Annotated in this window: 22 protein-coding genes and 5 pseudogenes; 18 read left to right on the forward strand and 9 right to left on the reverse strand. The window is 69.4% G+C overall.

Translation table 11 applies throughout. From position 1 onward, the window contains the following. The first annotated feature begins 17 nt into the window (after positions 1 to 17). On the forward strand, positions 18 to 260 hold the full coding sequence (locus OG594_RS45875) for a hypothetical protein (RefSeq protein ID WP_266608636.1): 243 nt from the start codon (positions 18 to 20) through the stop codon (positions 258 to 260). Positions 261 to 441: 181 nt separating this feature from the next. On the opposite strand, the pseudogene OG594_RS45880 reads toward OG594_RS45875, so the two are convergent. After that, positions 442 to 815, reverse strand: a pseudogene (locus OG594_RS45880) (transposase); the annotation flags it as partial. A gap of 414 nt (positions 816 to 1,229) precedes the next feature. On the opposite strand from OG594_RS45880, the gene OG594_RS45885 reads away from it, so the two are divergent. From OG594_RS45885 to OG594_RS45910, 7 genes and pseudogenes are all read left to right on the forward strand, one after another. Beyond that, a complete protein-coding gene (locus OG594_RS45885; RefSeq protein ID WP_266608638.1) occupies positions 1,230 to 1,643 on the forward strand; it encodes a hypothetical protein in 414 nt (137 codons plus the stop codon). Positions 1,644 to 2,105: 462 nt separating this feature from the next. Continuing rightward, complete coding sequence (locus OG594_RS45890) at positions 2,106 to 4,379, forward strand: LuxR C-terminal-related transcriptional regulator (protein ID WP_266608640.1); 2,274 nt, start codon at positions 2,106 to 2,108, stop codon at positions 4,377 to 4,379. A 293-nt stretch (positions 4,380 to 4,672) separates the two neighbouring features. Beyond that, the gene (locus OG594_RS45895) at positions 4,673 to 5,773 is read left to right on the forward strand and encodes an RICIN domain-containing protein (RefSeq protein ID WP_266608642.1); all 1,101 of its coding nucleotides are present in this window, start codon (positions 4,673 to 4,675) and stop codon (positions 5,771 to 5,773) included. A 294-nt stretch (positions 5,774 to 6,067) separates the two neighbouring features. Beyond that, positions 6,068 to 6,238 (forward strand): annotated as a pseudogene (locus OG594_RS47495) (transglycosylase family protein); the annotation flags it as partial. Between the two features lie 72 nt (positions 6,239 to 6,310). Continuing rightward, on the forward strand, positions 6,311 to 7,381 hold the full coding sequence (locus OG594_RS47325; RefSeq protein WP_353962640.1) for an FG-GAP-like repeat-containing protein: 1,071 nt from the start codon (positions 6,311 to 6,313) through the stop codon (positions 7,379 to 7,381). A gap of 49 nt (positions 7,382 to 7,430) precedes the next feature. Then, the gene (locus OG594_RS45905) at positions 7,431 to 8,486 is read left to right on the forward strand and encodes an endonuclease/exonuclease/phosphatase family protein (protein ID WP_266608644.1); all 1,056 of its coding nucleotides are present in this window, start codon (positions 7,431 to 7,433) and stop codon (positions 8,484 to 8,486) included. A gap of 402 nt (positions 8,487 to 8,888) precedes the next feature. Beyond that, positions 8,889 to 9,044 (forward strand): hypothetical protein, encoded by a 156-nt coding sequence (locus OG594_RS45910; protein WP_266608925.1) that lies wholly within the window; start codon positions 8,889 to 8,891, stop codon positions 9,042 to 9,044. Positions 9,045 to 9,301: 257 nt separating this feature from the next. Here the strand turns inward: OG594_RS45910 and OG594_RS45915 are convergent. From OG594_RS45915 to OG594_RS45925, 3 genes and pseudogenes are all read right to left on the reverse strand, one after another. Then, positions 9,302 to 9,628, reverse strand: a pseudogene (locus OG594_RS45915) (polyphosphate kinase 2); the annotation flags it as partial. A 527-nt stretch (positions 9,629 to 10,155) separates the two neighbouring features. Continuing rightward, on the reverse strand, positions 10,156 to 10,422 hold the full coding sequence (locus OG594_RS45920; RefSeq protein ID WP_266608646.1) for a DUF4235 domain-containing protein: 267 nt from the start codon (positions 10,420 to 10,422) through the stop codon (positions 10,156 to 10,158). Then, a complete protein-coding gene (locus OG594_RS45925; RefSeq protein WP_266608647.1) occupies positions 10,419 to 10,883 on the reverse strand; it encodes a DUF3618 domain-containing protein in 465 nt (154 codons plus the stop codon). Before OG594_RS45925 ends, OG594_RS45920 begins: the two co-directional genes overlap by 4 nt. A gap of 292 nt (positions 10,884 to 11,175) precedes the next feature. Here OG594_RS45925 and OG594_RS45930 point away from each other — a divergent pair, with 292 nt between their 5' ends. Continuing rightward, positions 11,176 to 11,460, forward strand: coding sequence for a chaplin (locus OG594_RS45930; protein WP_266608648.1), 285 nt, complete (start codon positions 11,176 to 11,178; stop codon positions 11,458 to 11,460). A 1,320-nt stretch (positions 11,461 to 12,780) separates the two neighbouring features. Here OG594_RS45930 and OG594_RS45935 read toward each other — a convergent pair. Further along, positions 12,781 to 13,728 carry a LysR family transcriptional regulator gene (locus tag OG594_RS45935; RefSeq protein WP_266608649.1) on the reverse strand — a complete coding sequence of 316 codons (948 nt, stop codon included), beginning with the start codon at positions 13,726 to 13,728 and terminating at the stop codon, positions 12,781 to 12,783. A 115-nt stretch (positions 13,729 to 13,843) separates the two neighbouring features. Here OG594_RS45935 and OG594_RS45940 point away from each other — a divergent pair, with 115 nt between their 5' ends. Then, entirely contained in the window at positions 13,844 to 14,218 is a 375-nt protein-coding gene (locus tag OG594_RS45940) for a carboxymuconolactone decarboxylase family protein (RefSeq protein ID WP_266608651.1), read from the forward strand. Between the two features lie 703 nt (positions 14,219 to 14,921). After that, positions 14,922 to 15,434: a hypothetical protein gene (locus OG594_RS45945; protein ID WP_266608653.1), complete on the forward strand. Its 513-nt coding sequence runs from the start codon at positions 14,922 to 14,924 to the stop codon at positions 15,432 to 15,434. A 202-nt stretch (positions 15,435 to 15,636) separates the two neighbouring features. Here the strand turns inward: OG594_RS45945 and OG594_RS45950 are convergent, their stop codons facing one another. From OG594_RS45950 to OG594_RS45960, 3 genes and pseudogenes are all read right to left on the reverse strand, one after another. After that, positions 15,637 to 16,191, reverse strand: coding sequence for a hypothetical protein (locus OG594_RS45950; protein ID WP_266608655.1), 555 nt, complete (start codon positions 16,189 to 16,191; stop codon positions 15,637 to 15,639). A gap of 470 nt (positions 16,192 to 16,661) precedes the next feature. Further along, positions 16,662 to 16,970 (reverse strand): hypothetical protein, encoded by a 309-nt coding sequence (locus tag OG594_RS45955; protein ID WP_266608657.1) that lies wholly within the window; start codon positions 16,968 to 16,970, stop codon positions 16,662 to 16,664. Positions 16,971 to 17,014: 44 nt separating this feature from the next. After that, a pseudogene (locus OG594_RS45960) lies at positions 17,015 to 17,452 on the reverse strand (helicase associated domain-containing protein); the annotation flags it as partial. Between the two features lie 803 nt (positions 17,453 to 18,255). Here OG594_RS45960 and OG594_RS45965 point away from each other — a divergent pair. The 5 genes and pseudogenes from OG594_RS45965 to OG594_RS45985 all read left to right on the forward strand — a co-directional run. Next, positions 18,256 to 18,501 (forward strand): hypothetical protein, encoded by a 246-nt coding sequence (locus OG594_RS45965; protein ID WP_266608658.1) that lies wholly within the window; start codon positions 18,256 to 18,258, stop codon positions 18,499 to 18,501. Next, entirely contained in the window at positions 18,470 to 19,000 is a 531-nt protein-coding gene (locus OG594_RS45970) for a DUF6879 family protein (protein ID WP_266608659.1), read from the forward strand. Before OG594_RS45965 ends, OG594_RS45970 begins: the two co-directional genes overlap by 32 nt. Before the next feature lie 14 nt (positions 19,001 to 19,014). After that, positions 19,015 to 19,860, forward strand: a complete 846-nt coding sequence (locus OG594_RS45975; protein ID WP_266608661.1) for a helix-turn-helix transcriptional regulator — start codon at positions 19,015 to 19,017, stop codon at positions 19,858 to 19,860. 256 nt (positions 19,861 to 20,116) lie between these two features. After that, positions 20,117 to 20,350: a hypothetical protein gene (locus OG594_RS45980; protein WP_266608663.1), complete on the forward strand. Its 234-nt coding sequence runs from the start codon at positions 20,117 to 20,119 to the stop codon at positions 20,348 to 20,350. Positions 20,351 to 20,930: 580 nt separating this feature from the next. After that, positions 20,931 to 21,044 (forward strand): annotated as a pseudogene (locus tag OG594_RS45985) (ABC transporter ATP-binding protein); the annotation flags it as partial. Between the two features lie 54 nt (positions 21,045 to 21,098). On the opposite strand, the gene OG594_RS45990 reads toward OG594_RS45985, so the two are convergent. Continuing rightward, complete coding sequence (locus OG594_RS45990) at positions 21,099 to 21,887, reverse strand: SDR family NAD(P)-dependent oxidoreductase (RefSeq protein ID WP_266608664.1); 789 nt, start codon at positions 21,885 to 21,887, stop codon at positions 21,099 to 21,101. A 131-nt stretch (positions 21,888 to 22,018) separates the two neighbouring features. On the opposite strand from OG594_RS45990, the gene OG594_RS45995 reads away from it, so the two are divergent. Continuing rightward, positions 22,019 to 22,615 carry a TetR/AcrR family transcriptional regulator gene (locus tag OG594_RS45995; protein WP_266608666.1) on the forward strand — a complete coding sequence of 199 codons (597 nt, stop codon included), beginning with the start codon at positions 22,019 to 22,021 and terminating at the stop codon, positions 22,613 to 22,615. Positions 22,616 to 23,005: 390 nt separating this feature from the next. Then, a complete protein-coding gene (locus OG594_RS46000) occupies positions 23,006 to 23,626 on the forward strand; it encodes a hypothetical protein (protein WP_266608667.1) in 621 nt (206 codons plus the stop codon). The last annotated feature ends 238 nt before the right edge of the window (positions 23,627 to 23,864 follow it).

The raw sequence follows: 23,864 nt of genomic DNA on the forward strand, positions 1-23,864 counted from the left end.
CCCTGGCGGCCGTCACCGTGGACGGGCGTACGGGGCCCCAGGTCGACTGGGACGGCATCGGGCTGATCGGCCGCCCGGTCTCCGAGGTCGACGCGGAGGTGATCCGGCGCATCGAGGAACGAGGCCTGGAGTGGGTGGTCCACTGCGGCGGCGGTCCGGGTCCGGAGGAGCTCAACATGTACGTACGTGCCACCAGGGCCGGTGACGCCGTCGTGAGCGGGGCCCGCTTCTTCGCGCCGGACTGGGAGGACCGCGGCTAGTGACCTGAGTCAGAGATCTTCTGGTAGATCGCCGGGCCGCCGGGTCGGGGGCTGCCCTCTCTGGCCCCAGGCGAGGACCGCTTGCTTCGAACGTCGTATCCGGAAGAGAGCTTCCGCCTCGGGTCTGGCGCGAAGGCACAAGTCATAGCAGGGGTGAGAACCGCTCGAGGGGCTTGCGTGCCTTGGTGATCCGTCGGGTCATGAGGGTGATGGCCGCCCAGGTGATGAGCGTTTCGGAGTGCTGGACGAGCCGTTCGTACTCCCGTGCGTGTCGGCGGGCCCGCATCATCCGGGACCAGGTCCGTTCCACCACCCAGCGGCGGGGCAGGATCACGAAGCCAGAGCTGTCCTTGGGTCTGCTGACGGTCTTGATCGTCAGGTTGAGGTACTTCTTTGCCCAGGTCACGAGCTTGCCCGCGTAGGCGGAGCCGCCCAGACGATCGTGATCTCGGGTTGCCTGAGCCGGAGGCGGAAGAGAACTTCCTTGGCCGCGTGACTGTCGTGGAGATCGGCGGGAGTGACCATGATGGGTAGGGGGAGGCCGCGTGTGTCGACGGCTGGCTGGGCTGGATCCCCGGCGGGAGCTGAATCATTGACTGACGATGTCGCGCGGTTGTGGCCCGCTGAGGTCGTTTCCAGTCTGCTCCGACATGGGTGCGTGGTTCAGGCCGGTGCCCAGAGCGCTCTGGGGCAGTACGGACCGTCCTCGGCCCCGGTACTCCGGTAACTGAGCACCGGGGCCACCCTGTGTGAGCTACCCCTTGGTCAGTGAGAAGACAGCGGTCGACCTCTTCGCCGGCCGGCAGCGCGTCCTCATCCTTCCGGCGGGGTGTCGGCGTCGCGCGCGTGTGTCTGACGGTCGAGATGGGCTGGCTGCCCCGCATCCCGTACCGCGCCGCGCCTGAGGCGCTCTATCGGCATGCGGGGCAGCGGATGTGTACTGGAGGCCTGCTGTATCGAGGGGGAGGCATGCCGCACACGCCGGAGCCGGGAACACCAGAGTCAGTGCATGAGGAGGAGCCTTGGCTCAGCAGTGACGAGGTCGCGAAACTGTGGCCGGTACGTAAGGACTGGCTGTCGGGTGTCGCCTATCGTGCGGATGTCCGCGTCCGCAGGGTCGGCGGGAAAGACCGGGGCACCTGGGGGGCGGAGCCGACGATCTATTACTTCCACCCGGGAGACGTGCACAGGGCCGCGCCGGCCATCGCCGAGGGACGCGTCGACATCCCGTCAGACTGGCGGACCGACACGCCCGACGGGAGGCGGGCGGAGTTTTGGGGCATGTTGATTGCCCGTGTCGCCGGCACGCTCGTCATCGCGGCCCTCCTGGGCGGGATCTTCCTCATCCTGGGCACAGTGATCTTTTTACTGACAGTGGAATGATCACTAGGCGGTGTCTTCAAAGGGGTCTGAGCCAGAGGAACAGGGACGCGATGGTGACGGCTGCCTGGTAGGACTCGCGGGTTTTGTCGGGGAGGCCGCGCACTTGCCGAGTGTACTCATCGGCACAGACTGTCCGTTCGCTGATCCACGCCACGAGGGCCAGCGCATCATACGGCTGCGCCTGCGCAGTCACATTGCGGACAGTAAGGGGACGCACGCGTAATCGCGGCAACGGTGTCCACTATGCGGACGTGCAGCAGGCATGTTGAGGCGTCTCTCTACCCTCTCCCGTCGGGGTGAATACTTACAACGCCCTCCAGATGCTGGAATGGCCACCTTGCGGCGGCACTAGTGCCTCGCCTGTCGTGCCCGGCGTCTGTGCCGGCCGTTTCTCTAGGGGGCAGCAAGGAGCAATTGTTGATGCGGACCAGTCCGCGATGCCAGGGGAACCTTCCTGCCGATATGACGAGTTTCGTGGGCCGTCGTGAGGAACTTGCCGCTGGGCGTGCGGTGCTGTCGCGGACCAGGTTGCTGACGTTGACCGGTGCCGGGGGTATCGGGAAGACGCGCTTGGCTCTGCGCCTTGCTGCCCAGGTTGCACGTGCTTACGCCTTCGGGGTCTGGAGGGTGGACCTTGCGGCTGTGGAACAGCCGGACCTGGTCGGACACGCCGTGCTGGAGAGCCTTGGCCTTGACCACGAGACGGGACGGCCGATCATGGCCGCTCTGGCCCGTCAGTTGCAGGGCCGACGGATGCTGTTGGTCGTCGACAACTGCGAGCACTTGCTGGAGGCCTCCGCAACAGCGATCGCCACGCTGCTGGCTGCGCTGCCCGACCTGCAGGTAATCGCCACCAGCCGACAGGCCCTCGCGGTCGAGGGCGAGCACCTGCTGACCGTGCCGCCCCTTCGAGCGCCGCACCCCGATGCCCTCGTACCAGCCGATGCACCGGTGGTGAACGACGCGCTTGAGCTGTTCACCCAGCGCGGCGCCGCCGCGATCGGCGCGTTCGCCCCCACAGAGTCGGACGCCCACGCCGCCGCGCTCATCTGTCACCGTCTCGACGGAATCCCCTTGGCCGTCGAACTCGCCGCTGCTCGCCTTCGGACGATGACCTGCCAGGAGATCCTGCAGCATCTGGACGACCGTTTCTACCTACTCTCCCGAGGCAGTCGGACCGCCTTGCCCCGCCACCAGACGCTGCTCGCTGCATTGGACTGGAGCTTCGACCACTGCACCCCCGCGGAACAACTGCTGTGGGCGCGCTTGTCCGTATTCGCCGGCAGCGCTGATCGCGACGCTGTCGAAGCAGTGTGCACCGACAGCGTGGTGGGTGCTGCCGAGCTACTTGACCTGGTGGCCGGCCTGGTCGACAAGTCGGTTCTCATCCGCGAGGAAGGTATCGCCGGTGTGCGCTTCCGCATGCTGGAGACCGTCCGTGCTTACGCCCGCCGACACCTGGAGACACGCAGCGAGCTTGCCACCTGGCGCCGCCGCCACCGCGACCACTACCAGCAGCTAGTCCTGCGCGCCGACCAGGAGTGGTTCACCCAACGGCAGACCATGTGGATGGCGCGTCTAGACGAAGAGCGGTCCAATCTGCGCGCTGCCCTGTCCTTCTGTCTCGAAGAACCGGGTGAAAGTGAGCCCGGCCTGGACATGGCTGCCGCCCTGTGGTGTCACCGGCTAGGGGCGGGCGGCCTGGAGGAGGAACGTCACTGGCTTGCGCAAACCCTCACCATGTCTCCAGAGCCCAACCGTGCCAAGGCATCTGCGGTGTGGTCAGACGGCTGGCTCGCCCTCCTACGCGGTGACCACGATGCCGCCGCCTCACGAGTGGCTCAATGCCGTGCTCTCGCCGAAACCCTGGGCGATGAACGTGCCAGCACAGACGCAGAGCAGCTCGCTGCCCTGGCCGCGCTCTTCCAGGACGACTTCACAACGGCCATACCGCTGCTCGAGAACGTCCTCTCCCGGTACCGGGTACAGGGCGCGCTCGGTGAGACCTGGTCCACGCTCTTCCTCCTGGGACTCGCCTGCTGTCTGGCCGGCGACCTGCGTGCCGCCGACCTCAGTCGTGAAGGCCTTGAACTGTGTGAGCGACACGACGCCCGGTGGTCCTGCTCCTGGTCGTTGTGGCTGAGCGGCCTGTTGCACCTGTTGCATGCCGAATACGAACAGGCCGCTGATCTGCTCAAGGAGAGCCTGCGCCTTGGCTGGCCCGCCCACAATCGCCTGGGTGTCGCCCAATGCCTGGAAGTCCTCGCCTGGACCAGGACGCTGCAGGGCCGAGCCCTGGAAGGGGCCCAGCTGCTGGGCTCGGCACAGCGTTTGTGGCGGCAGATCGGAAGCACGCTGCCCGGCGTGGGGTGCCTGCTCCACCACCGCACCGAGTGCGAGGCTCGGCTGCGCCGGGAGCTGGGGGAGGACCGCTTCCTGTCCGCGCTGCAGGCGGGCGAGGCTGTGATGCCCCATCAGGCTGTCGAACAGGCTATCGGTGTTCCGAAGAGCCTCAGGCAGCCGCAGGAGGCGCCTGCGGCATCGCTGACGGCCCGCGAACGGCAGGTTGCCGAGTTGGTCTCTCAGGGACTGGCCGACAAGCAGATCGCTGCCCTTCTGGTCCTGTCGCCCCGCACGGTTCACGGTCACGTCCAGCGGATCCTCGTCAAGCTCGGCTTCACATCCCGCACACAGGTAGCCAAATGGGCTGACCGTCAATCTTCATCCGCGCCCTGACGAAGCGCCAGGCGCTGCAGCACGCAGGGCACGTGGCGCGCCCTGGTCAGGGGCGAAGTACAGGTCAGGGCTCGGCCATCCACGGGGGCTCTCAGCACCTTCGCCCGGGTGAGCTCGATCCGGGAGCGCTCTCCCGAGGCGCAAGGCAGGTAAGCGAACGGGTAATTGTGCGCAGGCGCCTGCCCGGCATGAGGGCCGATGCTTCTTCCGCCCCCTCCTGCGGTCGGCGCTCGGCCGATCGCGGGAGGGGCGTGAGAAGAAAGGGACAAGCCCCCGTGGCACCGACTATGACCGTGAGTTCGGGCGTGCCGTCAGCGCCTTCACCTCGCCTGATCACCCTGCTGGCCGCCGTCTTCCTGGCCCTGGCAATTTCCCTGTCGCCGCTGCCTGCAGGCCAGGCTCATGCCGCGACGTGCACATTGACCTCCTCGAACCTGGACTGTCTGAGCTTCGTCGCCATCAACGGAAGGAACATCGACGTGGAGGGCGCCTCCACCAGCGACGGAGCCCGAATCGTCACGATCGACTCAGGACGTCCGGCCACGAGAAACACGGCGAAGTGGCGCTTCAACGTCAACCAGGACAACACGTTCCAGATTGTGAACTCGGGGACGGGCAAGTGCATCGACGTCGGGTGGGGGGACGACGGTCTGCGCCAGTGGACCTGCCAAGGGCAGGCCACCCAGAGGTGGGCGATCCAGCCGACATCCATCGGCTGGAGAATGCGCCACATCAACTCCGGCAAATGCATGGACCTGCTGAACCGCAGCGACCATGACAACGCCTGGGTCGGCCTCTACAACTGCCACAGCGGCGACAACCAAATGTTCTTCTTCGTCGGCAGCAACCCTGCCGACCAGGCCAAGGCCGTGGCCGTGAAGTACGCCGCGGACAGGTGCCAGACCCAGACGTGGTCGTGTTACTGGACGGAGGAGAGCGAATCGGAGGCGGCCCCGCTGCCGACCAAGTGCATCTCAACGCAGTGGTACAACCCGTATGACAATCCGTACAACTACACCTTCACGGTGTCGACGGCGAAGGGCTTCAATTCCACTCTTGGCGTCACTGTCACGGCGGGATTCGAGACCGGCGCGCTCTCGTCCGTCGTCGCGAAGGTAACGTCCTCGCTGAGTGTGTCGAACGAATTCACGTGGACCAGCTCCACAACCACAACCAACAGCGTCACCCTGTCGGCCCAGCCTCACAAGTACAACTGGGTGGCCCGAGCGGTGCAGGCGAAGACGGTGACCGGCACATTCACCTTCGATGCCGACGGATTCCCGTGGGAAGCCAACGACAAGATCACCATCCCCCTCAAGGGCGGCTCCAATGACCCCGTGTTCTACAGCCCGATGAGCACGGCCACGCCCGCCTCCGGTTGCTCGGCCCTTTAGGCTTCTCCCTGATCACCGGTCGCCTGACACTCGCCAGGTGTCAGGCGACCACGAAGGTGACCGCTCCGGGATCGGTGGAGGCTCCACCCCGGCCAAGGCCGCCCGGATCACCCTCGCCCAGCTGCGGACCGTCCTCAAACATATCGGTCGCACCCGCTCCTTAGCTTGACTCTGAAGCTTCTATAGATCGTCAAGCTGTAGGAGACGGCCGGATCGCGTCGCTGAAACCGCTGGTGAGATGGCGGTAGACCTCTCGCGCGACGAAGCGCTTGAGGCACCTGAAGATGCGAGTCCGGCGGCGACTGGACGTACAGTGCTGGGCCGCACTACGGAGGCCTGCAGTTTGCCCAGGCGACCTGGACCGCCTTCGGCGGCACCGCATACGCCGCTCGGGCAGACCTCGCCACGAAGAAGCAGCAGATCCTCATAGCCGAGAAGGTCCTCGCGGGCCAGGGCGAGGGGGCATGGCCGGTTTGCGGTCCCGCCGCGAACCTGGGCGCGGACCGCGCGGACCCGTACCCCGACCCTGTACCGCCGGTGTCCAAGATCGTTGGACTCCCCTCCGGAACGGTGGCGGTGGCTACGGGGTCGATGACCTTGACCGCGTCTGTGACCGATGCCGTTGGTACCCCGACCCGGGCGACGTTCTACGTCGACGGCACCGCGGTCGGCACCGTGAACGGCTCGGGTCCCACCTACACCCTCACCCTCAACACGACCACCCTCGCCGACGGAGCGCACACGGTCACCGTGCGGGCGGTCAACGACGCGGGGCAGACCGGCCCCCTGTCCGCCGCGGTCTCCTTCCTCATCGCGAACCGCGCCACCACCACCCGCACGACCGGTGACTTCAACGGCGACGGCAAGGACGACATAGCCGTCCTCTACAACAACGGACAGAACGCGGGCGGGGCCAACATGACCGCGCTGTGGACGTTTCTGAGTACCGGCTCTGGTTTCGCCAACCCGGTCAAGGTCTGGGACAGCACCGCGTCCGGCTTCGGCTCGTGGAACTGGGACCGGTCGAAGGTGACCACTGGTGACTTCAATGGTGACGGCAAGGCCGACGTTGGTGTCCTCTACAACAATGGGCAGACCGGCGAAGGTGTGAATCAGACCGCACTGTGGACCTTCGCCTCCACCGGCTCGGGCTTCTCCGGCCCGGTGAAGAGGTGGGACAACGTCACGGCTGGTACCGGCTCGTGGAACTGGGACCGGTCGAAGGTGACCGCGGGTGACTTCAACGGTGACGGCAAGGCCGACGTCGGCGTCCTCTACAACAACGGACAGGCTGAGGACGGCCGTAACCAGTCGGCTCTGTGGACGTTCACCTCCACCGGTTCCGACTTCTCCAACCCGTCGAGGAAGTGGGAGTCCGGCAGCGGCAGCTGGAACTCCGACACCAGCAAGCTGACCGCCGGAGACTTCGACGGCGACGGCAGGACCGACGTCGGTGTCCTTTACGGCTACGGCACCCAGGACGACGGCACCAACCGCACCGGCCTGTGGAAGTTCAACAGCACCGGCACCGGCTTCACCACCCCGGCCATGGCCTGGGACAGCGCCAACCAGACCAGCTGGAACTGGATCGCCAGCGACCTCACATGAGTGCGGCGACCGGCCCCGCCCCCGGCACACCCCGACCCTTGGACACGCGATGAAACCGCCCCGGATCTCGGCCGCCTTTCTGGCCGGCAGCATGGCACTGCTCGGTCTGACGACGACACCGGCCGCGCAGGCCGCCACCCCGGCACCGACCTCCATGACGATGGTGTCGTGGAACATCTGCGGCGAGGCCGGCGGCAGCAGGGGAGACGCGGGCTTCTGCCCCTCCCGCGCGACGCTGCAGGAGAACGAGGCGAAGGTCCTGGAGATCGTCCGGCTGATGGGCGACCAGAGAGCGGACGCGATCGTGCTTCAGGAGGTGTGCGGCGCACCGCCCGGCGTACCGGCCACCGTGGACGGCACAGCTCAGGTGGAGGGATACCACCAGAAGCGGCTGAAGGAACTGCTCGGCCCTCAAGGCTGGAGCTTCGACTTCGCCCCAGTCAGGCGGTGGGACGACACCTCCGCGAATTCCTTGGCCTACGGCAGCCCGTGCCGTGGTGTCCTCCAGGGCGGCAGGCTCGGCAATCTGATCGCCATCAAAGGCACGATCAGCGCGCGCGCCTCCCAGGACGCACTGCCCGTGGTGACCCCGGCCCCGGACCACCGCACCCTGCCCGTGCAGTGCGTCTCGGTGACGGGCCGGTCGACTGCCGTGTGCAACACACACATCATCCCAGGCTCCGAGGATTCACGGATCGGGCCGCAGATCGCGAACGTCAAGAGCTTCGTGGACGGGTTCACCGCCCAGCACGGCCTCGGGCGGGCCGCCTTGGGCGGTGACTTCAACCGTGAGGCGGAGAACTCCCTCATGGCGCAGGTGACGGGCGCCTTCGAGAACTGCGTCGACGGAGCCACACTCCACGGCTGGAACGGCACCGGCCACGTATGGCGCGAGTTCGACCACATCTTCGTCACCCGGCCGGCCACGGGCCGGGCCATCTCCTCCTGCGACATCGACGAAGCCCGCATGGACACCACCGAGAACACCCCCGGCATCCCCACGAACGGCTTCTCCGACCACGCCCCGGTCGTCGCGCGCCTCGGTGACCAGCCCGTCTGCACGTGCTCCATGAACGGCTCAAGGACACCGTGCCCTCGGTCCTGAGCCGAAGCGAGAAGCCCTGCCAGGTCCTTGTTCCGGTAGCGCCGGACCGTTTTGCGGTCCAACCGCAGACGCCGACCGATGGCGTTCAGCGACAGGCCGGCAGCGGCAAGCTCGTTGACCTCAGCGTGACGCTGTCGGATCCGGTCCAGGAGCGGGGTCTCCGGTGTGGCCGGCGGTGGGCTCGCCTCTGGTCCGGCTGGCCCTCGGAGGCAGTCGCGGTGCCGGCGACAGGTCTTCTCCACCGCCGTCGAGAGGTTCTGGCCCGGCCGCCCCAACGCCACCTGTCCTACGCCCAGTGGGCCGTGCCAGCCCTGACCTGCGGCCTGATCATCCTCAACGCCGTCCACAGCGAGCAGCAACGCCCCGCCCCTTGTCGCCGCCCTCCGCAGGGTCCGCGAGCCGGTGCTGAGCCTCGGCAACCTGCCCCCGCAGCAACGTGACCGCGTAGGGAATATTCCCATCCGCTTTTCTGACAACACCGGCTCGGAGGCGGCCGATGCCGAGAACTTCCACCGCGGCGACTCGGAGTGGCGCGTCTTCGTGGTGACGGCCTTTTGAGACAGGCGGTGGCGCGTCCGATGACTGGTTCTGCCGGGCGCCAGTCTGGTCGGCTTGGGACGGTGCAGGCCGGTGCATCCGGTCGGCTGTCGGCGTAGGGTCCTCGTTCCAGTGGGTTCCGGTCGGTTGTGGGGGAACCTGCGGGGGAAGCTGAGGGGGGAACACGGGGGGAAGCTGAGGGGGACGCGTTCCGCGCTCTCACCACGCATCGCCGCTGTTCAGAACCCGTTGTGTGGCTGGTGAGGTTCTGGACTTACCCCCCTGGGGCCGTTGAGCCGCTCGGTGAAACGCTGGATCGTGCCGCCCTTGCCTGCCGCGTCCCGGCCCTCGCAGATCACCACCAGCCGGGCACCGGTCTCCCGGACCCAGCGTTGCAGCTTCAGCAGCTCGATCTGCAGGATCCGCTTGGTCCGCTCGTACTCCGCACGACGGATCTTGCGCTCGTACGGGTAGTTCTCCCGCCAGGTACGGATCGGAGCGCCGACGGAGTCCAGCAGCACGGGCTGCTCCGGCCGCCGGGCATCCACACTCAGCCCCGTCAGCAGATCCTCGGCTTCCGTCCGCGGCAACGCCTCTTCGTTCACGCGGTGCGCCTACCCGCGCAGGGCGCCTGTATGGCTGTGACCGCAATCCCGCAGGTGCGGGCAGCCGTGGTGCAGTCAGAAGGAGGGCGGAGGCGCTGGCGGTCACCGGAGCGCTTGATGCCGCGCTGCGGTGTGGTGCCTGGTTCTACCTGTGACGGCGCTCGTCGTCGCGTTGAGGGTAGAGGGACTTGAGCTTGTTCCAGTACTGCTCGAGGTGGGCGTCGGTTTCCCGTAGGGCGGGCTCCATGAACGAGGTGTGCAGGTCGGCCACGCGGTCGTCAGCGGTGTCCGTGGCGGCCGGTGGGGGTGCTGTGCGTCGCCAGGGGGCTCTGGCGGCGCTTGCCCCGTGTGCGTCGTGGGCCGCGCGGGTTGCCCGCCAGCGGGCGAGCAGCATGGCGGTGGTGAGAGCGGCGGCTGTGATGGCGGGCAGCCGGTGGTGCGCGGCTACGACATTCCTCCATGGTTTCGGGCTACGGGGTCTGGGGTGCCAGCCCTCGAGCTCTGGGCCGGCACCGCCGTTGGAGGATTCAGCCGGGCCAGGTGCCGGTCAGGCGCCTGGTCGTGGTGGCTCCTGCCCGGTCGACGGCGGCCTTGACGACGGCGAAGATCGCACCTTGCGGGGCCGCGGCGAACAGGACCTCCTGCCAGGTGCGGTTCTCATCGGTGGCGTCGGGGGCATCGTCGTCGTGGCCGATCATCTTCCACGCCTGTTTGAAGGCCACGCCGGCGATCATGCCGCTCGCGGCGCCCAGGGCCAGGCCGACCGGCTTGTAGGCGATCTTGGCGGCCTTCACCGGTGCCTCCGGCTGCGGCGCAGAAGCAGGAAGACGACGAGCGCGGCAGCCGCGGCGATCAGCGGGGTGCGGTTGGCCCGCGCCACGGTCGCGGCCGTCGCGGCCTTCTCGCGGACCGGGTCCGGGGTCTTCTCGGCGGCGAGGTGTCCAGCCCGGGTCGCGGTGTCGCGTACCTGGGCCGCGGCGTGGGCTGCCTTGTCGAGGACCGGATCGGGAGTCTTGTCCTTCACCAACTGAGCGGCCTGCCCTGCCTTCTCCCGGAGCTGGCCGGCGACATGCGTGGTCTTCTCGGCGGCCCGCTCCTTGATCTCGGCCACCCTCTCCTTGGCCTGGGCCTTCACGTCGGCCTTGGCCGCCAGCGCCTCAACGGTCTGGCCGAGCTCCTCGCGGGTGTGCTCGACCTGCTCACGCAGCTCTTCGGGGGTAGGTGCGGATTCATCGCCCTGAGGCTGATCGGTCATGATGTGCCTGCTCCTTGATCTCGGCTGCATCGGCCCTCACGCTGTCGATGGCCGGCTCGGGTACGGGGGCCGATGGCTGCACGATGGCGGCCCACGGCCTCGCTCCTGTGTCGCCGCGCCGGTCAGCGGGCCCGACGGCTCGGGCGGTCGCGGTCTGGGTCAGGTTGAGCGGACGCTTCGCGAGCTCACCGGTTCGGCCCATCGTCCGTGACGGGCGGGCGCCTCCGGCCGTTGTGGGGGACGTCGTCCGTGCCGTACTTCCCCGCGGCAGAGTGAGTTCAAGGAGATCTTGATGTTCCGTTTCGCCAAGGCCGTAGCCGTTACCGCCGCCACTGGTGCCGTCCTGGCAGGCGGGGCCGGCATGGCCGCCGCCGACGCCACGGCAGGGGGCGCTGCCATCGGCTCCCCGGGTGTCCTGTCCGGCAACGTCGTCCAGGTGCCCATCCACATCCCGGTCAACCTCTGCGGCAACACCGTCAACATCGTCGGCCTCCTCAACCCGGCCTTCGGCAACACCTGCATCAACGCCAGCGGCTCGGACGGGCACCACAAGGCCGACCACCACGGCAAAAACTGACAGCAGCAAGTCCTGGACCCGGCGAGCTCGTCGCGCCGGCACATCCAGCGCCGTCATCTGAACCAGCCGCAGCGCACAGCCCGGTAGAACGGCCTCCCCTCATCCTCCAAGGGGAGGCCGTTCTCATGAAGGGGCCAGCTCGTGCAGCCAGCCAGCCAGCCAGCAGCCAGCCGAGCCAGGCCGCAGGAAGCGGCCCTCCCGGTCCGCGTGCCGGACCTCGGTCGCGTGGGGCGGCCCGCTCGTCTTCACCGCGGCCCGGCCGGGTGGCACGGTGCTGGTGCAGACCCGTGCGGGGCGACGCGGCGGACGGTCCTACAACACAGAGGGCTGAACCTCGGTGCTCGCTTCCCAGTAACCTGCTGACGATCTGCGCTGACCAGGCGCTCAGCAAAGCACGAATCACGCGTCGCTCTGGATGCTCCGCAGGGCGCCGGCCGTTGCCGGCGCGGCGCCGATGGCTCGTGTCGTGGCCTGTAGCCGGCTTCCACCTGGCGGCGGGGGTGATGTCACGTGGCCCAGCGCAGGCCGAGGGCGGCCAGGGCCTGGAACTTGTCGCCACTGCCCGGCCGGCGGGCCATTTCACAGCAGGACCGCGGCCAGTACCAGCCCGGCCGTGCCCGCGGTCAGGACCAGTCCGGGCCGTGTCGCGGCTTTCCGATGGCTCGTCACGGAGCGGAGGGCGCGCGAAGGGTGCACTCAGTTGCACTCGCGACTGCACCCACGACCGCTTTCGCGCACCAACCCGTTAGGTCTCGTCCGGGCGATCATGACGCTCGGGCGAGTCGGATGCTGTCAGGCGGTGGCGATGCCGGCGAGGGTGCTTTGGAGCCGGCGGATCGAGTCTTCGGCTTCCGTGTATTGCTGGAGGGTCGGCAGGACGGCACTGCTCATCAGGGTAGAGCGCCGGCAGATCCGCCTGGCATCTAGCCGCCTTTGGCGCCGATCGGTCCCCCATGATCGGCGGACCAGCCCATCGCGTGGCGTCCACTGAGGTGCGCACCGGCTGACGGTGGGCTCCACCCTCGCGCGCACCATGTCCCGCACCGCACAGTGTGCGCATCATCGGACTGTGCGCACTGGCACGTGCACATGGTGCGCCGCACCGTGGATGGCACAGGCTTCTGCCTGGACGTCTGGGCCTTTGCCTTCCTGGCTGATGAGGCCGATGCCCTAGGCAGGGTCGAACCATGGCGCCCACGAGCGACCACTGCGTGCCGGTCGTCCCTACCTCCTAGACCACCAGGCCCTCGTCCGCGAGCCGTTCAACAAAGCTCCGGAGGCCGTCTCGCCGGAGTCCGAGGACGCCGTGCGGCTTTTCGCTCAGGCCGGGCGGGAGGTTTCGGCACCGGCGACGGCCGCCGGGTGCGCGACCGGAACGACGGGGTGGACACCGACCAGAGGGTCCGCCGAAGCGTGGGCGTCCGCCAGGGCGTCGGCCACCGCGTCCACGAGCGGGTCGGGGGCGTCCGCGCGGCGGGCCAGCACCAGGCGGCTCGGCGGATGGCCGTCGACCGGGACGAACGCGAGGCCAGGGCGCGCGTGCCGGCGCGCGGCGCCGGCCGGAAGTATCCCGGATACCCCGTCCCACACCACCGCGTGCAGGCATTCCTCGACGGACGCCACCACCGGGCCGGGAGTGTCCTCGTCAGCGGCGAGCCAGTACGCGCGCCACCGCGCGTCCGTCCCGGCCGGCAGCCGGAAGCGCGGCCTCCCCGCGAGTTCCCGCACGTGCAGCCGCGACCGCGCGGCGAGTGCGTCGTCCGCGGGCAGCGCCGCCACCAGAGGCTCGACGCCGAGCTGACGTACAGTCATTCCCGAAGTGTCGAAGGGGAGACGGGTCAGTGCCAGGTCGGCCCGACGCTCGCGCAGCCCGCCCGTCGGATCGGTCACGGGCGCCTCGTGCAGCCTCAGACGCAGTTCGGGACGGGTGTCGCGCAGTTCCGCGAGCGCCGCGGGGCAGGAGTCCAGGCCGGCGCCGGCGACGGCGCCCAGGACGACCTCGCGTACGGACTCCGCGGCCCGCACCCGCTCGCGGGCGCGCTCGGCCCGGGCCAGCAGGTCGCGGGCCTCCGGGAGCAGGACCTTTCCTGCCGCCGTCAGGCGCGCACCGGTCGGGATCCGGTCGAACAGACGACACCCCAGGTCCGCCTCCAGATCGCGGATCCGGCGGCTGAGGGGCGGCTGGGCGAGGTGGAGTCGCACGGCGGCGCGGCCGAAGTGGCCCTCCTCCGCGACCGCGACGAAACAGCGCAACGCCCTCAAGTCCATGACCGGCCACGATACCGACAACGGCACCGCCCCCGCGGAACCGGTCTTGGACGCGGGGGAGGGGTCCGGGATGAGGTGGAGACGTCCCACCCCCATCGACTTCCCGAGGAGTACCATGTACGCGCACCCCGACGACCTCCACCGCGCCCGCTCCGTGGGCGCTGCCGCGGCGCCCGAGTTCGCGGCCTGGCTCGCCTTCCAGAACGCGGTCGACCGCGAGGACGGCGCCGTCCCCCGCCGTTACCGCGAGCTGATCTCCGTGGCCGTGGCCCTCGTCACCCAGTGCGCGTACTGCCTCGACGTCCACACCGCGGCCGCCCGCAGGCACGGCGTCACCGCCGAGGAACTCGCCGAGACCGCGTTCGTCACCGCCTCGGTCCGGGCTGGCGGAACCCTCGCCCATGCCCTCCTCGCCGACCGCCTCTACGAACAGCACGGCCACCACGACCCGTCCGCAACCTCCGCGAGCGCGACCATCCCCTCCGGCTGACGGCCCACCGGTCCGGCCCTCCGGCAACGGGACCAGCATTCCGGCGAGGCAGCCGTGGCCGGTGCCGGGAGGTAAGGGGTCAGAGGCCTTCCGCGTCGGAGCCGCCGGGGTGCCGCCTGCCGGGGGAAGAGGGCGTTCTCAAAGGCATCCAGCCCGAAGAGGGCGTGCTCGGCGGTGTGCGCCGACCTCGGCTGCCCAGGCGCAGACGACCGCCTCGCCCGGCTGGCCCTGCCGGCCGCGCCGACCGACAGCGACCGCAAGGTGGAGGTCGGCGGCGCGAGAACAGAGTGACACTGCTGTCCACGGCCTCCGACGTCCGCCTGGGACGGCCTTGCCCACCCGGGCCGGAGGCGCTCCGGCCAGGCGGCATCGGTCACGGCCACCCCGGGCTTCCCGGCGAGGGCCCGGCTGACCGATGACGGGTGACCGATGACCGATGACCGATGACCGGTCACCGCCTCGGCCGGGAGTTGCATGGACCGGTCACGGCGCTGACGTGCTGGTTGACCGATCGCGGGAGACGGATCGGTTACAGCCGGCCTGCCGACCGGTCACGGCTTCTGCTGGGCAAGCCCTCGGCTCGGAGGGCTTGCTCAGCGTCCGGATCACGTGGCGGGACGGCTCCCGAAGTCGTGGCGTCACCGTCCGGCATGCGGAGGCCCGGAGCCGCCCTACGCCTCCTCGGCGGTCGTACGACGGAGTCATGCGACGACACCAGCAGAACAACGCCGGGCTCGTACCGAGCCTCCCGGGGGACATGTGGCACGCCCTCGCCTCCCTCCACGGGACCCACGTCGATCCCGTCGGCCACCTCGTACCCCTCGACCGCACCCACATGCAGCCACTGCGCGACGCGATCGGCAACCCCCGCCGGGACGCCGTCCTCGCCCGCCGGGCAGAGCGGGTGGAGCCGCAACAGGCGGAGTACCAGGAGAAGCTGCGCCGTGCAGCGGAGCAGAGGAGGGCCGAGCGCGGGGCCGCCCGCCCTGCCTGCGCCGGCTGCGGGACGACGTTCGACAACGACCGATGGGAGAACACCCAGCTGTCCCCGGAGCCGGGCAACCGGTGGTATCCGAAGCTGTGCGAGCCGTGCGAGGCCGACACCGTCGCGGCCGCCGATCAGGCCGAGCGCAACCGCCTGGAGGCGGAAGCCGCAGCGACCGCTGAGAAGGCCCGCGGCTGGCGCTCCCGCTTCCGCCCCGGGCAAGCCTCCTGAAGGGCTGGGCAAGCCTCCCCCGAGGGCGTGGGCAAGCCTCCGCTGTCGGCGTCAGCTGAGACGCTGGGACGCATGGACAGGGATGAGGAGCTGCTGCGCGGTCGGGTCTACGGCGAGGACCACGACCATCCCCGGCCCGGTCCCAAGCCCGCCGCACCTCCAGGGGACGGTGTTGGTCTATTCGGGTCAGCGGGCTACTGGCTCACGTACGCTGCCCCGCCCACACGGTGACCTTCATTGAGAGGGTCTCTGGGTTGATCCCGAGTCCAACGTTGGCACTCGTGATGTCCACCAGCGCGATCAGTCCATCGGCCGAGATCACACACAGCTGGCCTCCCTTGGAGAATGAGTAGGGGTCTAGCGCATTCGTGTAACGCGTGACCATGGAACATGTCTCGTACGATCCGGTCTCCGTCCGCTTGAGCTGGACCAGTTTTGCGCCCCGCTGTGCACGGAGAATGCTGCCGCTCGTCGTGTAGAACTCGAAGTCCAGCTCCGACCGGTCGCTCGGGCGCAGCGGGTTGTCCTCTAGGTCGAAGCCGTAGCCCTCGGCCAGGTCGAACGAAGCCGTCGTCACGACGTCCCGGCCGGAGGGCTTTTCATCCGATGCAGGGCTGCTCCTCGCAGTCGAAGGGGGCAGGGAAGGAGCGGTGCTCGGTGCCGGCGCAGTGACCGTGACCGTGACCGTGGGGCGGGCGGGCGGCATGGCCGTGGGCGAGTTGACAAGGGTCGGCAATCCGAAGAATCCCAGCAGCACTCCGAAGACGGTCGCAATCGCGGAGATCAGTGCCGCAATGTCTCCCAGCCTCCGAGGTGCCGGGGCGGGGCGGGGCGTTCCTCCAGGCCCCGCCGCGTCAGGGTTTGGCTGCGGCGGGGGAGCCGGCGCGGGGCTGGGAGGGGGAGTCGGAGGGTTCATGGGAGGTGGTGGCCTCGACGGCGGCTCCGGTGAGGGCGTGACGGGCCCTCCCAGCGATGGCATTTCACTCATTCCGTTCCTCCCCAATCTCCATGGCGAAAGCACAACTCCGTTGTGACTGCCAGCTCTTGAGCAGTGAACAGGATCTCCGTCCGGTTGGGCAGCAGAGCCAGCAGATTTTAGGCCGGTGCGTCCCAGGCGGCTTGAGCCGTCCGGTTTCGCTCCTAGTCATCCCCGCCAGAGGTCCCCTTCAGGCTTCGGCGCCGTTCGAGCATCGCGACCCCACCCGCCGCAAACATGACGTCGCCACCTCAACGAGTATCGATTGCATCGCCAACGACCTCATCATCTGGTTGGCCACCCGTGACCTCCCGCACGACCCACCCGACAGACCAGCACATTCCAAAACACGGCCCTAAAGCAGAGACCCAGGTGTGCGCCCCGGCGACCGCTTTGGCCTCCCGCTGTGATACAAGCTCGTCGGCCTGCTCGGGCGCGATCCCGGGGGCGGCCAGGGCCTGGAACACCGTGGACCGCGCTGCGGTGGCCGCGTGCCGGTGCCGGCTGATGCGGGCCAGCTCCTGGCCGTACGCGTCCGCGTCGTACTGCTCGGTGCTCATGCTGTACCTCCCTTTGTCTTCCCGGGTGCGGTCGACGACGCCCATCACGCCCACCTCATCCCGACCTTGGACAGCTGCTCCATCCGCTCCGGGGACAGCGTGGCGGCCCGGCGGCGCTGGTTGTCGACCCACGTCCCGAGTTTCAGCGGGACGTCCCGCTGCGCCTGGCCGTCGCCGCCGAGGGTGATGGTCTCGACGTGCTTGCGGGGCACCGTCAGGTGGCCCTCGCGCGCGAAGAACTGCTCAGCGGCGGCGAGGTGCATCGCCCACTTGTCCGCCTGGCTGGTGCGCGGCTTCGGCTTCTCGTCCTCGTCGGCGGGTTCGATGCCGAGGACCTGCTCGCACATCCACTGCTGGACCCCGGTGAGCTGGTCCCACCCGTACCGGACGGAGGTGACCCACCGTCCGATGTCCTCGCCCTGGCGCACGACCTCGCCCGTCAGAGTGGGCAGCGCTTCACCGGCGTCGAGGTGTTGTCGGACGTCCTCGAACTCGCCCGGCACCTGGACCTCCACCCCGCCGACCTCAGCCCGTTCGCCGAAGAGGTCTACCGCCTGCCCCGTCACCACAGGCCGCCCGCGAGCGCGAGGAACGGGAACGGGAAGAGCAACGCCAGCGCCGGGCGGCCGAGGCATGGCCCTGCCCCGAATGCGGGCGCAAGGTCTACCCCCCGGGCGACGAGTGGAGCACGGGCGCTGCGCCCGGCGGGCTGTGCAGCGTCTACCCCGCCCGAGCCGGCACCTCCAGCTCCACCGCGCACTCCAGACGCGAGGCCAGCATCCCGGCAAGCTGCGCACCGATCGTGGTCTGCCGCTCCAACACGCCCACGGTCATCGCTGACGAGTCCCAGTCAGTTCCAGATTGTTCGAGCCCTCGACACCGGGCGGAAGGCAGGCACGCGGGCGGCGGGCTCCCTGTAAACGATCAAGAGTCGATCGGGACACGAATCAGGACAAAATGGCGCATCGCGTCACGTGTGCAGGGCGAATTGTGGAACCGGGGGGTGGGTTGGGGAACGGTGCGCACCGACCCATGAGGCGACCTCCCCGGGCCCACCCGGCTGTGGCCCCGATGTCGGGTGCGTCCGTCGCTCCCGGTTGGGTCCTCTCGCCCTCCCAGGCCCTCGCCAAGAGGGTCGACTGACGGGCCAACCGCGCGGGGTGGCGGACTGCTCGGAGGGTCGATCGCGGGAGGGGATCCGTTGTTCTCCGGCCGCCGTCACCTGTTTCCTGGTCCACTGGGTTGAGCGCAATTTCCCGCAAGCTGAGCGATGCAGGAGGCTGTCATGGCACTACGGTTCATCGGTATCGACCCGGACTCCGACACCGGGCAGTGTCCGACGGTGTGGGTCGACGAGGCTACGGCCGATGTCGTGATCCAGGGCTGGAAGGCCGACAAGGCGCTGCTCGCCCGGTGTTTGGAGACCGGTTCGATCCCCGGCACCGAGGGAGTTGTGAGGATTCCCGCCCGGATGGTGGCGATGCTGAGGGAGGCGTGCGATGACGCAGAGCGACGTCGTGCCGGGCTTTGACGTCCTGCTGGACGGCGCTCGGCACTCCGCGTTCCACCTGGAGATGCGTGACGCCTACGGGGTCGCCGAGGAGTCGTCCGGGTTCGCGGACTGGCTGGCCACCGGCCGGCGGAACACGGATCCGGACTCGGAGTACTGGGCGTTCTGGACCGGCCTGGTGCGCCGCATCACGGCCCGCGGGGTGTCCGTGCGCCGGGCCCGGATCGTGTCGGAGCCGCTGTCGGACTACTCCCGCTACAGCCACGCCGGGGCGGTGGTGAACATCGCGGCCGGGGAGGAGATCCGCTACCTGCCCCGCCGCCACGCCAGCAATATCGCGCTGCCCGGCAACGACTTCTGGCTGATCGACGGCCGCCTCGTCCGCTGGAACCACTTCACCGGCAACGGCACCTCTGCCGGCGGTGAGATGTCCGACGACCCGGCCGCCGCCGCACTGTGCGCCACGGCGTTCACAGCCGTGTGGGAGCGCGCCGTCCCTTACGAGGACTACAAGCCCTGACCGGAGCAACGCCGATGACCTCGCCCCTGTCCAGTGCCCAGGCCGCCCGCAGCGCGCTCGCCACGCGCCTGCGGCACCTGCGCCTGGACGCGGGCCTGGCCGGTCACCAGCTGTCCCTCGCGTGCGGCTGGCACCCGGCGAAGACCTCCCGGATCGAGAACACCCGCGCCGCACCCTCCGACGCCGACATCCGAGCCTGGTGCGCGGCGTGCGGCGCCGACGGCCAGGCCGAGGACCTGATCGCCGCCGCCCGCAGCGTCACCTCCATGTACGTGGAGTGGAAAAGCCTGAACCGGGCCGGGCTGGCCGGCCTGCAGCAGGAGATCGTCCCCCTGGTCGAACGGACCCGCGCTTTCCGCGTGTACTGCTCCCACGTCGTCCCCGGCCTGCTCCAGCCCCCCGCGTACGCGGCCGCTGTCAACGCCAAGTACGGCACGTTCCACGGCGCGGCCGACGACGTCGAGGCCGCGGCGGCGGCCCGGGTCAAGCGCTCCAGGGTCCTGCACAAGCGCGGCCGCCGGTTCGCGTTCCTCATCGAGGAGTCCGTGCTGCACTCCCGCATCGCCGACCCCGACACCACTGCCGTCCAGCTGGAGCATCTCATCGAGCTCGCCGGGCTGCCGCAGGTGTCCCTCGGCATCGTCGCCGCCCGCGCGCCGAGGCCGCTGTGGTCGATGGAGTCCTTCACCGTCTACGACGACGTCCAGGTCGGCATCGAGCTGCTGTCCGCCCGGGTCACGATCACCGCGCCCGGCGAGATCGCCACCTACGAGCGGGCCTTCGCCGACCTCGCCGCCCACGCCGTCCACCTAGCCGGCGCCCGCACCCTGATCCGGCGGGCCGCCGCAACACACGGGTGAAGATCCGCAATTTCCCGCAAGAACGTTGAGAACCCTCCGCCCGGATCCCTAGCTTCAGGGATGTTGGGATTGCACCGGCAGCACGGAGGCCCCTAATAAGCACACCCACCAACGGCCCGGAGCACACCCGGCGGATCCCCGCCCGGCCCGGCTACGGCGCCCCCTCCGCCGACCTGCCGGCTCGCGCGGACCGGGGCCTGGCCCGGTTCCTCGACCGTCAGGACAAGGCGCAGGAGAACACCGTCGGTGGCGAGGCGTGAAGAACACCGGCCGCGACCTCGGCCTCGGACACGAGCAACACCCGCTGCTCGGCCACCGGGTCCGCGACATCGCCTCCGGCACCGAGGGCGAACTGATGGCCGTCGTCCGCGAGGAAGTCGCCACCCACACCGGACCGCGCTGGACCCGCCGCGCCTACATCCGCCCCGAGGCCGGCGGCCGCGAACTACCGACAGCCCTGGGCAACATCGAACCCCTCGGAGCGCCCTGATCGCACTGCGCTCGGTGACGACAGACCCCGGGACGTCCCTGCCTCGGTGGGTAGGCGTACGGCGGGGCTGGACAGGTCGAAGGGGTCGGTCACCCGGGCGACCGACCCCTTCGGTCGGCGCGAGCGACATGGGAGTTCGACCGAGCCGACGTCGTCGCGTGGCTGCTCGCCAACGACAGGGCTCGGGACCGCCCGTTCCGAGGCCACCGCCACCCTGCGCGAGGACCGCGGCCACACCGTCGACACCGAGACCTGGGGCCGCCGCCGCTGACCCCCGCCACCCGTGGGCCGCGCGGCATGCCGCGAACCCTGCGTGATGTGACCCACCCGCAGCCGGACCGCGCGGCAACCGACCACTGACCGGCACGCGAGCACGGGCCGTCGCCCCGCCAGGCGACGGCCCGCGCTGCTGTGCGCAACGGGCGGTCCCGTGTCCGACCAGGATCCGGCGGAGTGGCTTCCGCCGGCGCCGGACGCCGGTACGGCGCCGAGTGGACCGCGACCAAGTTCCGCTGGGGCCTCGCGGTTGACGAGGCGAAGCGGGACCGGGTGGGCGGATCGTCTCCGTCGACCTGGACGCTGCGTCGAGGGTCTGCGGGTCCCCGAAACCGGCACGGTACGGGTCGCGGGCCTCGACCCGATTGTCGACCGTGACCGGGTCACCCAGCTCCTGGGTGCCCAACTGCAGCAGAGCCCAGGTGGGCTGGACAGGGGCGCATGCGGGATCTGGGCGGCATCGCGCCTGTGGTCAGACTGTCTTTATCGCGCCGCCGTCGATGAGGTGGTCCGCTCCTGTGGTGCTGCCGGCGAGGGGTGAGGCGAGGTAGGCGACAAGGGCGGCGACCTCGCGGGGGTTTACGAGCCTGCCGGTGACCATACCCATGGCGGTGGGGAGACGTTCCAGGAGCTGTTCCTGTTCCAGGCCCATCGACCTGGCCAGCTCGGCTCCGTAGCCGTCGGGGCCTTCCCACATGTCCGTGCGGACGGGTCCAGGCGAGACGGTGTTGACGCGCACGCCCTGGGGGCCGAACTCCTCGGCCAGCGCCTTGCCGAACGCGGTCAGTGCAGCCTTGGCGGTGGTGTAGGTGATGGGGCCCGCATGGGGGGTCCTGGCTCCGTTGGAGGAGATGTTGACGATGGCGCCGCGGCTGTTGGCGAGATGGGGCAGCGCGGCCCGGGTGGTGCGCACCGAGGCGAGGAAATTCAGGTCGAACGCGTCGTGCCACTGCTGGTCGGTGAAGGTGAGGAAGCCGCCCGTCTGGCCCTCCCCGGCGTCGCCGCCGCCGACGTTGTTGACCAGTAGATCCAACTTGCCGAGCTCGGCTTCGGCCCGGGCGACGAGCCGGGCAGGGCCATCGGCTTTCGATAGGTCCACAGACACGCCGATCGCGCCGGTGGCCTTGAGCTCCGGTGTGATCGTCCGTGCCGCGGCCACCACCCGCATGCCCTCACTTACCAGTGCGGAGACGATGGCCAAGCCGATTCCCCGGCTCGCGCCGGTCACAACAGCGGCCTTGTCGGTCAGCTGCAGGTCCATGGAGCACCCCTATCCAGAGATGAGTCTTATCTGATGCGCAAACTCTAGAACTTGCAACACCGGTGTTGCAAGTTGCGCATGAATGGCGACTGCCCCGTACACTTATCGGAGAGTCAGGGAGAGGGAGCCTCGTGGATCGGAAGAGTCAGCAGCGGCCGCTGCGCGCGGACGCAGAGCGGACCGTGAGGGCAATCCTGGAAGCTGCCGAGCGTGTCCTCAGCTCCAATCCGGCAGCCACGATGGAGCAGATCGCGGAGGCGGCGGGCGTCGCTCGGACAACCGTGCACCGCCGGTTCACCAGCCGTGAGGCCCTGGTGGATGCCCTGACGGCCTGGGCGACGCAGCAGTTCCACGAAGCCGTGACGAGTGCCCATCCCGACAGCGCTCCACCACTGATCGCCCTCTACCAAGCGACCGCCAACGTCCTCCGGGTCAAGATCGGGTGGGGGTTCGCAATGAGCAGGACCACACCGGAGGACCCCGACGTGGCACGAGCACACGCCGATGTGCTCGATCAGTGCGGCCGCCTCTTCCAGCGCGCATTGGAAGCCGGTGTTCTACGCCCCGACACTGACCTTGCGTGGACTCGCCGCGTCTACTACGCCCTCATTCACGAGGCCGCCCAGAATCGCTCGGACGACGCCGACGATGTCGATGAACTGGCAACCCTCGTGATCGACACATTGTTGCGTGGCCTGGGTCGGCAGGGCAGCTTCCTCAGCCCTTGACGGGTTCTGAAAGGAAGTAACTTCGAACACTTGCCAGCTGCGGTGGCCGAGCGCGACCGGCGCGGTCCCCCGTGGCCGGGCCGCCTGCTGGCACCTGCTCCGCAAGGAGTCCCCGGAGAGGGCCGCCGACCTCGCGGGCCAGCCAGCCGACATGCTGGCCGTTCTCGGCGAGGACGACCGCCGCGAGGACGTGCTCGCCTGGACCGGAGCGGTACCCGCTTCCGGCTGACCGGACGTGCGATCGACGCCCGGACACCGGGTGTCGCTCGTCCGAGGCGGTTTCGGGGCGGGGCCGTGTCGCATCTGCGGGCCCGGCATTGACCGGGCATGACCACGACGCGTGCGTTGTTGGGCTGCCGGGGGTGTGGGCGGCTATGCGGGCGGGGGACGGTGGCAGGCAGGAACGTCTGGGAGGGCGGTGTGCTGGTGGAGTGGGACTGGTGGACGGTGGAGTTCGGGGACGCGCACGTGGGCGCGGTGGGTGTCCTTGTCGGCGGCGGCGAGCCGGGCCCGGTGTACTTCGATGTCGGGAGCGGTTCGGAGGTGCCGTCGACCACGCACTGGTCGGCGTACGACGGCCGGCACCGCCGCCCGCGCGCCGAAGCCCTCCGGGCGGTGTGCGCGTGCGGATGGCGCGGCGCCGCGGAGTACCCCCTGGACTGGGAGTCGATCGGCCACGAGCCCCTGTACGAGGCGGGCGTCGACCTCACCGGACCGCTCGCGGACTGGAACGCCCACCTGTCTCTCGTCCGGGACAAGGCGGTACGGCTGCCCGAGCCGCTGGCCGCCCTCCTGGTCGAGATCACCGAGCAGCTGACCGTCACGGCCACGGACACGCCGTTGGCCGCGCTGCGCGCCGCCGGGGTGCTGGAGCGGATCGCCGCCCGCGTCGGACGGGAGGCGGCCGGCGCGCTGGCGGAAGACGGCGCGTCCGCCGAGGCGGTGGCCACCGGGCTCGGCACCACCCGCTCCAAGGCCCTCGTTCTCCTCCTGGCCGCGCAGGACAGATGACCGCACCCAGCCGGCATCGGGCGCCGAGGCGTCCGAGCACGTATCGGGCTCGTCACTCGGATGGGAGGGCACGGTCTCGTTGCGGCCGGTCAGCGGATTTCAGAAGGTGGGTGGGCAGAGGGCGACGAGTTCCGCCGTTCGGGGCGGGCCGTTCGTGAGGGCACTGAAGGCCTGAAGGCCCCTGTCGCCGGCCGAAGTCCCTTGCTCTGCACCCTCGCTGGGGGAGGCGTGCGCCGGA

Origin of the sequence: Streptomyces sp. NBC_01214, assembly GCF_026340975.1 — a bacterium.
In the GTDB taxonomy this organism is placed as follows: Bacteria; Actinomycetota; Actinomycetes; order Streptomycetales; family Streptomycetaceae; genus Streptomyces.